Genomic DNA, 402 nt, shown 5'->3' on the forward strand with positions numbered 1-402 from the left:
ACCAGCCGTCGGAGACGATGTGGTGCATGTTGACGACGAGGATGTGCTCCCGCTCCGTGAGCTTGAAGAGCACTGCGCGGACGAGAGGGCCCCTGCGCAGGTCGAAGGGCCTGCGCATCTCCTGCGCCACCTGCGCCCGTGCCTCTCCTTCCCGCTGCGCTGCGTCCACACCCGAGAGGTCGACGTGTCCCAGGGGCAGGACGACTTCCGGGTGGATGACCTGCACGGGCTCGCCGTCCACCTGCGCGAACGTGGTGCGCAGGGCATCATGGCGACGCAGGACTTCCTGGAGCGCCCGTTCCAGCACGTCCGCGTGAAGGGTGCCGTCCAGCCGCACCGCCACGGGCATGTTGTAGAGGGGGCTGCCCGGTTCGAGCTGATCAATGAGCCACAGACGCTGCT

The 402-nt window shown here is 67.9% G+C and carries 1 protein-coding gene; it reads right to left on the reverse strand.

The window, feature by feature from the left end; genetic code table 11:
- Positions 1–402: condensation domain-containing protein (locus D7X12_RS42130; RefSeq protein ID WP_147444041.1), on the reverse strand; the 402-nt coding region annotated here is incomplete at both ends.

The organism is Corallococcus sicarius (assembly GCF_003611735.1).
Taxonomy (GTDB): Bacteria; Myxococcota; Myxococcia; order Myxococcales; family Myxococcaceae; genus Corallococcus; species Corallococcus sicarius.